Origin of the sequence: Rhodanobacter glycinis (assembly GCF_900114325.1) — a bacterium.
GTDB classification, from domain to species: domain Bacteria; phylum Pseudomonadota; class Gammaproteobacteria; order Xanthomonadales; family Rhodanobacteraceae; genus Rhodanobacter_A; species Rhodanobacter_A glycinis.
The window spans coordinates 133,241-141,322 of the sequence record NZ_FOSR01000001.1; the positions used below are offsets into that span (position 1 = coordinate 133,241).

Genomic DNA, 8,082 nt, shown 5'->3' on the forward strand with positions numbered 1-8,082 from the left:
GGCACGCTCCAGCATCCTTGCTCGTCATTCCGGCGTAGGCCGGAATCCAGTAGCGACCACGTCTGCTCAGGCCATACAGTCACTGGATGACCAGACCTTCGTCTGTTGTAAAGCGCTTCCTGCTTTCGCAGGAATGACGAGAAAAAAGCCGGTTCCGACATGTGCCACGTACGCTGGCGAGCGTTCGAAACTATTCTGGACAGTAGTCGGTCACGCGCCCGTTTCCTTTTCCGCTTGCCGCTGCAGCGCCCACGCCACGTGTTCGCGTACCACTGACGAGGCATCGTCAGCGCGTGCGTTCAGCGCATCGATCGTGGTTTGCGAGTGCGGCGCGTTGCCCAGCGCCACCGCAATGTTGCGCAACCAGCCCTCGTAGCCGGTACGGCGGATCGCCATGCCTTCGGTACGCTTGAGGAATTCCGCTTCGCTCCAGGCGAACAGCTCCAGCAGTTTCGCGCCGTCGAGACTGTGGCGCGGGGCGAAATCGGGCTCGACGGCTTCCTGCGCGAATTTGTTCCACGGGCATACCAGTTGGCAGTCGTCGCAGCCGAAGATGCGGTTGCCCATCGGTGCGCGCAGCTCTTCGGGAATCGGGCCTTTCAGCTCGATCGTCAGGTAGGAGATGCAGCGCCGCGCGTCGAGTTTGTTTGGCCCGAGGATGGCGCCGGTGGGGCACACATTGATGCAGCGGGTACAGGTGCCGCAATGGGCGGTTGCCGGCACGTCCACGGGCAGTGGCAGGTCGGTATACAGCTCGCCGAGGAAGAAATACGAGCCGGCGTGGCGGTTGATCAGCACGGTGTGCTTGCCGATCCAGCCCAACCCGGCATTGCGCGCCAGCGCCTTTTCCAGCACCGGCGCGGAATCCACGTAGGCGCGATAGCCGAAGTCGCCGACCTCGGCCTGGATGCGTGCGGCCAGTTTCTGCAGGCGGTTGCGCATCAGCTTGTGATAATCGCGACCGAGCGCATAGCGCGACACGTAGCCGGCGTTGCCGTCGCCGATCACCTCCCAGGCATTGCGCGTGCCGGGCGGGATGTAATCCATGCGCACCGAGATCACCCGCTGCGTGCCCGGCTCCAGTTCGTCCGGGCGGCTGCGCTTGGTACCGTGGCGGGCCATGTATTCCATCTCGCCGTGATGCCCGGCATCCAGCCAGTCCTGCAGATGGGTTTCGTCCGGGGCAAGCGTTACGCCGCTGATGCCGGCTTCGGCAAAGCCCAGCTCGCGCGCCCATTGCTTGATGTCGCGGGCGAGGGTGTTGTAGTCGATGGCGGGGACGGTGGACATGCCGCCATTGTAGAAGGCACCGCCAGTACCCGCGCCCGGCGGCCTATAATTGGCCGATGCCAAGCAGCCCGCGTAGCCACGATCTCTACACCGTCGAGCAAGTCCGTGCGCTGGATCGGCGGGCGATCGACGAACTCGGCGTGCCCGGCATCGAGCTGATGCGTCGCGCGGCCTGGGCCGGCCTGGCCAGCCTGCGCCGGCACTGGCCACAGGCCCGCCACATCGCGGTGTATTGCGGGCCGGGCAACAATGGCGGCGACGGTTTCCTGTTGGCGTCGCTGGCACGCGAAGCAGGCTTGCGCGTCGACGTGCTGGCGCTTGCGGATACGGCCCACGGCGATGCCGCACAGGCGCGGGCGACCTGGGTCGACGCGGGTGGGATTGTCCGGCACTGGGATGCGCACGAGGCGTTGCCGTCGGCGGACGTCCACGTCGATGCGCTGTACGGCACCGGCTTGCACCGGGCGCCCGACGCCGATGCAGCCACCTTGATCGAGCGCCTCAATGTGGGCGATGCCCCGGTGCTGGCGCTGGACGTTCCCTCGGGACTCGATGCGGACAGTGGGCGTTGTCCGGGCGTGGCCGTGCGCGCCGCCGTCACGGTCAGTTTCATTGCTGCCAAGCGCGGGCTGCGCACCGGGCAGGCGGCGGATCACGTGGGCCAATTGGAACTGGACACGCTGGGCTTGCCCGATGCGTTGTGGCAAGGCATGTCAGCCGACGCTCACATACTGCTGGCCGAACACCTGCCGCCGCGCGCGCGCGCCGCGCACAAGGGCAACCATGGCCACGTGTTGGCCATCGGCGGTGATCACGGCACGGCTGGCGCCGTCCGCCTGTGTGGCGAGTCGGCCTTGCGCAGCGGTGCCGGACTGGTAAGCGTGGCGACCCGCGCCGAACACCTGCTGGCACTGAACAGCGCGCGTCCCGAGTTGATGGCGCATGCCGTGGATGGGCCGCAAACACTGGAGCCGCTGCTGGAGCGCGCCGACGTGCTGGCGCTGGGCCCCGGCTTGGGGCAACGGGCGTGGGGGCACGCGTTGTGGCTCACCGCGCTGGATACCGGCAAGCCACTGGTGCTGGATGCCGATGGCCTGAACCTGCTTGCCCATGAGCCGCGTCAGTTCACCCGTCCGACCGTGCTGACGCCGCACCCGGGCGAAGCGGCACGGTTGCTGCACGACACCACCGAAAACGTCGAGGCCGACCGGTTTGCCGCCGTGCGGGCGCTGGCAGCTCGCTACCACGCGATCGTGGTGCTGAAGGGAGCCGGCAGCCTGATCGCCGATCCGGCAGGCCGGGTGGCCGTTTGCCCGTGGGGCAGCCCGGGCATGGCGACTGGTGGCATGGGCGACTTGCTGACCGGCGTCATCGCAGCCTTGCTGGCACAAGGCTGCGACGCCTGGCGGGCAGCCTGCCTTGGCGTGGGTCTGCATGCCCGTGCCGGCGATTGCGCCGCGCGGCAGGGCGAGCGTGGCCTGCTGGCCAGCGACCTGTTGCCACATTTGCGCCTGTTGGGAAACGGACTCGAACATGATTGATACGTCCACGCACACCCTCCCGGGTAACACCCGCCATCGGGAGCTTGTCGACGAAGTTGCCACCACGGCGCTAGGGCGGCAGTTTGCTGGCGCACTGCAAGGCGGTGGTCTGGTGGTGTACCTGCACGGTGACCTGGGCGCCGGCAAGACCAGCTTCGCCCGGGCCCTGCTCGGCGCGCTGAACGTGGGCGAACGCATCAAGAGCCCCACCTACAGCCTGGTCGAGGGCTACGAGGCGCAGGGGCGCCCGGCCTGGCATCTCGATCTGTACCGCATTGCCGATCCCGGCGAACTGGAATGGCTGGGCCTGGATGCCCTGGCCGACCCGGCGGCCCTGGTGCTGGTGGAATGGCCCGAACGGGGCCGTGGCGCGTTGCCGGCAGCGGACATGGTCATCGACATGGCTTATGCCGGGGCGGGGCGGCAGGCGACATTGCGTCCGCTCACCGCACGTGGGCGGCAGGTGCTGGCACGGCTGGGCTGACGGCTAAGTAATCGTTTCGTATGGAAAAAGTATCGAGCCGGTGGCCTTGCCAAGGTTGCCTGCATAAAGCGCGGCTTAGGGTCAATAGCTTGATCTGATCTGACGAATAGTGTGCAGGTTATGGATATTCAAGGGAAAAGCCCTTGCAATCGTCCATTTGCTGCGCTTCAATGCTGCCCTATGAACGGAACCCTGACGCGTCTGCTGTGGATGGCTGGTGTCGCAATGGCGACAGCGATGCCGTGCGGTGCTTCCAGCGCGGCCGAAGTGAAGGATGCACGCGTCTGGGCCGGGCCGGATTACACCCGCGTGGTGTTCGACCTGTCCGGACCGGTGCATTACAAGCTCAGCCAGCAGGACGGCAAGGTGGTGATCGCCCTGCCGGCCAGCAGCCTGGCGGGCGGCTTCAACGGCCCGGCGGCGCAAGGGCGCTTCAAGGGCATGACGAATACCCGTGAGGGCGGCACCTTGCAGCTGGCGGCGAACGTGGCGCCGGGCAGTCATCCGCGCGACTTCATGCTCGGCCCTTCCGGCAAGGCCGGTTATCGCCTGGTGCTCGATCTGTATCCGGACAACGCCGCTGCAGCCACCAAGACGGTTGCGACGGCCAAGACGATGGGCAAGCCGGTCGTGATCCCCACGGCAGAGGTTCATCGCGTCTCCGATTTCAAGAAGCTGGACTCCCGCCAGGTGGCAGCGCTGCTCGGTGGCGAGCGCAAGGTGATCGTGGCGGTCGATGCCGGTCACGGCGGCAAGGATCCCGGCGCCCATGGCCCCGACGGCACGCTGGAAAAGAACGTGACGCTGGCGGTGGCGCGTGATCTGGCGGCCCAGATCAACAAGCAGCCGGGCATGAAGGCGGTGCTTACCCGCACGGGCGACTATTACATTCCGCTCAAGCGACGTTATGAGATCGCGCGTGCCGACAAGGCCGACCTGTTCATCTCGATCCACGCCGATTCCTACACCAGCAGCGATGCGCGCGGTTCGTCAGTATGGGTGTTGTCCTCGCGCGGCAAGAGCTCGGTGGCCGCACGGCTGCTGGCCGATCGCGAAAACAGCTCCGATCTGATTGGCGGTGTGTCGCTGGCGGCTGAAAACGACAGCCTCGCCTCCGTGCTGCTGGACATGCAGCAGGGCTGGGCGGTGCAGGCCAGCGACGTGGTGGCGAACAATGTGCTCAAGGCGCTGGCTCAGCTCGGGCCGACCCATCGCGATCACATCGAGCACGCCAACTTCGTGGTGCTGCGGTCGCCCGATGTGCCGTCGATCCTGGTCGAGACCGCTTTCATCAGCAATCCGACGGAAGAGCGCAAGCTGCGCAATCCCCAGCACCAGCGCGCGCTAGCGACGGCGGTGATGGGCGGCGTGAAGGATTACTTCGAAAGCTCGCCGCCGCCGGGCACCTGGTTTGCCGCGCAGGCTGCGCGTCGGGCGGGCGTCCAACTGGCTTCGGTCGACGCCTCGGCCAAATCCGGTGCGGGCGCGGCCAAGGGTGGCGACAAGCACCGCGTCGCCCGCGGCGAAAGCCTGAGCAGCATCGCGCACCAGTACGGCGTGAGCGTCAGCTCGCTGAAAAGCGCCAACGGCATCAGCAGCAACAGCCTGCAGGCCGGCACGGTGCTGATGATTCCCACGGGCTGAACGGCCCGTGGGGCGGATGGGCGGATTCATCGCCGCCGTCCGCTTTTGTTGTCGGGGCACGCTGGTTAAGCTTGGCCGATGCCCCAGATTCGCCCGCTCCCCCCCGCACTCATCAACCAGATCGCCGCCGGTGAAGTCATCGAGCGGCCGTCCTCGGTGGTCAAGGAACTGGTCGAGAACAGTCTCGACGCCGGCGCCACGCGCATCGAGGTGGATATCGAGGCCGGTGGCGCGCGGCTGATTCGCGTGCGCGACGATGGCGGCGGCATCGCACCGGACGAATTGCAACTGGCGGTGGCCTCGCACGCCACCAGCAAGATCGGCAGCTTCGATGATCTCGAACACGTCGCCAGCATGGGTTTCCGCGGCGAGGCACTGGCCTCGGTGTCGTCGGTGGCGCGCTTCGCGCTCACCTCGCGTCCGCGCGATGCGGACAATGCGTTCCGCATCGAGGTCGACGGCGGCAAGCTGCAGGCGGCGCGCCCCGCGCAGCATCCGCCGGGCACCAGCGTGGAAGTGCGCGACCTGTTCTACAACGTGCCGGCGCGCAAGAAATTCATGCGCGCCGAACGCACCGAGTTCGCCCATATCGACGACTTGCTGAAGTCGCTGGCGCTGGCGCGCGGCGCGGTGGAGTTCCGGCTCAGTCACAACGGCAAGCCGGTGCGCATCTGGAAGACCGCGCGCGACGAACAGGCCGAGTTGCAGCGCGTGGCCGAAGTGCTCGGCGCCGATTTTCCGCAACAGAGCCTGCGTGTCGAACATGCCGCTGCGGGCATGCGTTTGTCCGGCTGGGTGGGTTTGCCCACTGCCTCGCGTTCGCAGGCCGACTCGCAGTATTTCTACGTCAACGGCCGGCTGGTGCGCGATCGCGTGGTGACGCATGCGGTGCGTCAGGCCTATGCGGACGTGCTGTTCCACGGTCGCCATCCGGTCTTCGTGCTGTACCTGGAACTTGATCCGGCCGGCGTCGACGTCAACGTGCATCCGGCCAAGCACGAAGTGCGCTTCCGCGAGCAGCGGCTGGTGCATGACTTCCTGTTCCGCACCTTGCACGAGGCGTTGGCGCAGACACGCGCGGGGCAGGTTGAATCGCATGCGCAGGCTGACGACGGTCGCCTGCACATGACGACATCGGGTGCATCTTCCAGTGAGCGCGTGCCCGGCCTGCCTGCCATGCAAACGTGGCCGACGCACGCGTCGCAGAGCCGACTGACGCTGGGTGTGTGCGACCAGCCGCTGGCCGACTACGCGGCACTGGTCGGCGAGCCTCCACGCGCGGCACCTGCCGTCGCGCCGATGGCGGAAAGCGAACCCGGGGAAGCGCCGCCGCTGGGTTACGCCATCGCGCAGCTCAAGAACATCTACGTGCTCGCCGAGAATGCGCAGGGCCTGGTGCTGGTGGACATGCACGCCGCGCACGAACGCATCACCTACGAGAGGCTCAAGACCGGACGTGCATGCAGCAACCTGCGCTCGCAATTGCTGCTGGTGCCCTTGAACCTGGCGGTCAGCGCGAAGGAGGCGGCTGCTGCCGAGGAGCACGCCGACGCCCTTGCCGAGTGGGGGCTGGAACTGTCGCGCAGCGGTCCGTCCGGGGTGGTGGTGCGGCGCATCCCGGCCTTGCTTGAGGGCGCCGACGTAGGCCAGCTCGCCCGTGACGTGCTGGCCGAATTGGCCCAGCACGGTAGTTCGCGCCGTTTGCAGGAGCTGGAAAACGAGCTGCTTTCCACCATGGCATGCCATGGTTCGGTGCGTGCGGGGCGGCGCCTGTCGATTCCCGAAATGAATGCATTGCTGCGTGACATGGAAGCCACCGAGCGTTCCGGCCAATGCAACCATGGTCGACCGACCTGGACGCAGCTTTCGCTGTCCGAGCTGGACCGGTTGTTCATGCGCGGGCGATAAACGTGGAGATTCGTCATTGCCGCGAAGTGGCAATCCGGTGACGTTGACGTCGTGCGCCGGAAAGGCGCTGGATCCGGATATCGCCGCGCGATTCCGGGATAGCACCAGGAATGATTGTGACATCAAGGCTTGTCGGTCCAGCGTTTGGACGTCCATACTCAAGCCTTCCATTGCCGCGGATCGCCCCCATGTTGCGTGTCGCCGCCTTTCTTCTTGCCTTGATTCCCGGAGTCGCCGCCGTGCATGCCACTGATGTTCCCCATTCCAGCACTGCCTACACGCAGCAAGTCGAACAGTGGCGTGCCGCCCGCGTGGCGCGACTCACGGCGCCCGACGGCTGGCTCAGCCTGATCGGCCTGGAATGGCTGCACGAGGGTGCGAATCGCGTCGGCAGTGCGGCCGACAACGACATCGTGCTGAAGGCCGGTCCTGCGCATCTTGGCGTCGTGACGGTGGCCGCCGACGGGACGACCCGTATCGCGTTGGCGAAGGGCGTGGATGCGACCATCGATGGCCAGCAGCTCGAATCGGCAACCCTGGTCGATGACATGCACGTCAGTGGCGATGCCGCACCGACCACGGTGCGTTTCGGCCATGCGAATTTCTTCGTGATCGATCGTGACGGGCGCAGGGCGTTGCGGGTGAAAGACAGCGATGCCGCGGCGCGCCGTGACTTCGTCGGCATTGACTATTTTCCGATCGATCCGTCGTGGCGCATCGAGGCCGACTGGGTGCCGTTCGATCCGCCGCATGACCTGCAGATGGGCACGGCGATCGGAACCATCGACACGGTGAAGATCCCGGGCAAGGCCGTGTTTCAGCGTGACGGCCAGACCTTCGAATTGCTGCCGTACCAGGAAGAGCCCGGCGGCGAGTTGTTCTTCGTGCTGGCCGACAAGACGTCGGGCAAGCAGACCTACGGTGCCGCGCGCTTCCTCTACGCAGCGTTACCCGCGGGTGGCATCGACAAGCCGGGCAAGCTGGTGCTGGATTTCAACCGGGCCTACAACCCGCCATGTGCCTTCACGCCGTTCGCCACGTGCCCGTTGGCACCGCCGGAAAACCGGCTGGATATCGCGGTGACCGCCGGCGAGAAAAAGTATCGCGGCGGGGATCACTGAGAAACTGCGGTTCGCGATGACTTCCTCTCCCCGGAGGGGAGAGGGAGAACACCAAGCGTTGAGCAGCCGCGGTGCGCCGTGACTTCCTCTCCCC

Annotated in this window: 6 protein-coding genes; 5 read left to right on the forward strand and 1 reads right to left on the reverse strand. The window is 66.3% G+C overall.

Going from position 1 to position 8,082, the window contains the following annotated elements; all coding sequences use genetic code 11:
* Positions 1 to 210: 210 nt before the first annotated feature.
* Positions 211 to 1,290 (reverse strand): tRNA epoxyqueuosine(34) reductase QueG, encoded by a 1,080-nt coding sequence (gene queG / locus BMY90_RS00675; protein ID WP_092700426.1) that lies wholly within the window; start codon positions 1,288 to 1,290, stop codon positions 211 to 213.
* A gap of 56 nt (positions 1,291 to 1,346) precedes the next feature.
* Here queG and BMY90_RS00680 point away from each other — a divergent pair, with 56 nt between their 5' ends.
* The 5 genes from BMY90_RS00680 to BMY90_RS00700 all read left to right on the forward strand — a co-directional run bounded on the left by BMY90_RS00680 (position 1,347) and on the right by BMY90_RS00700 (position 7,988).
* Positions 1,347 to 2,831 carry an NAD(P)H-hydrate dehydratase gene (locus BMY90_RS00680; protein WP_092700429.1) on the forward strand — a complete coding sequence of 495 codons (1,485 nt, stop codon included), beginning with the start codon at positions 1,347 to 1,349 and terminating at the stop codon, positions 2,829 to 2,831.
* On the forward strand, positions 2,824 to 3,315 hold the full coding sequence (gene tsaE, locus BMY90_RS00685; protein WP_092700432.1) for a tRNA (adenosine(37)-N6)-threonylcarbamoyltransferase complex ATPase subunit type 1 TsaE: 492 nt from the start codon (positions 2,824 to 2,826) through the stop codon (positions 3,313 to 3,315). The genes BMY90_RS00680 and tsaE overlap by 8 nt, the downstream gene beginning before the upstream one ends.
* Positions 3,316 to 3,495: 180 nt before the next feature.
* Complete coding sequence (locus tag BMY90_RS00690) at positions 3,496 to 4,959, forward strand: N-acetylmuramoyl-L-alanine amidase (protein ID WP_092700435.1); 1,464 nt, start codon at positions 3,496 to 3,498, stop codon at positions 4,957 to 4,959.
* Positions 4,960 to 5,037: 78 nt separating this feature from the next.
* Positions 5,038 to 6,867, forward strand: coding sequence for a DNA mismatch repair endonuclease MutL (gene mutL, locus BMY90_RS00695; protein ID WP_092700438.1), 1,830 nt, complete (start codon positions 5,038 to 5,040; stop codon positions 6,865 to 6,867).
* A 188-nt stretch (positions 6,868 to 7,055) separates the two neighbouring features.
* Positions 7,056 to 7,988, forward strand: a complete 933-nt coding sequence (locus tag BMY90_RS00700) for a DUF1684 domain-containing protein (RefSeq protein WP_092700441.1) — start codon at positions 7,056 to 7,058, stop codon at positions 7,986 to 7,988.
* Positions 7,989 to 8,082 lie beyond the last annotated feature (94 nt).

Coding starts and splice junctions, on each gene's coding strand:
- queG (WP_092700426.1), bottom strand. CDS start 1,290: ATGTCCACCGTCCCCGCCATCGACTACAACACCCTCGCCCGCGACATC.
- BMY90_RS00690 (WP_092700435.1), top strand. CDS start 3,496: ATGAACGGAACCCTGACGCGTCTGCTGTGGATGGCTGGTGTCGCAATG.
- tsaE (WP_092700432.1), top strand. CDS start 2,824: ATGATTGATACGTCCACGCACACCCTCCCGGGTAACACCCGCCATCGG.
- BMY90_RS00680 (WP_092700429.1), top strand. CDS start 1,347: ATGCCAAGCAGCCCGCGTAGCCACGATCTCTACACCGTCGAGCAAGTC.
- mutL (WP_092700438.1), top strand. CDS start 5,038: ATGCCCCAGATTCGCCCGCTCCCCCCCGCACTCATCAACCAGATCGCC.
- BMY90_RS00700 (WP_092700441.1), top strand. CDS start 7,056: ATGTTGCGTGTCGCCGCCTTTCTTCTTGCCTTGATTCCCGGAGTCGCC.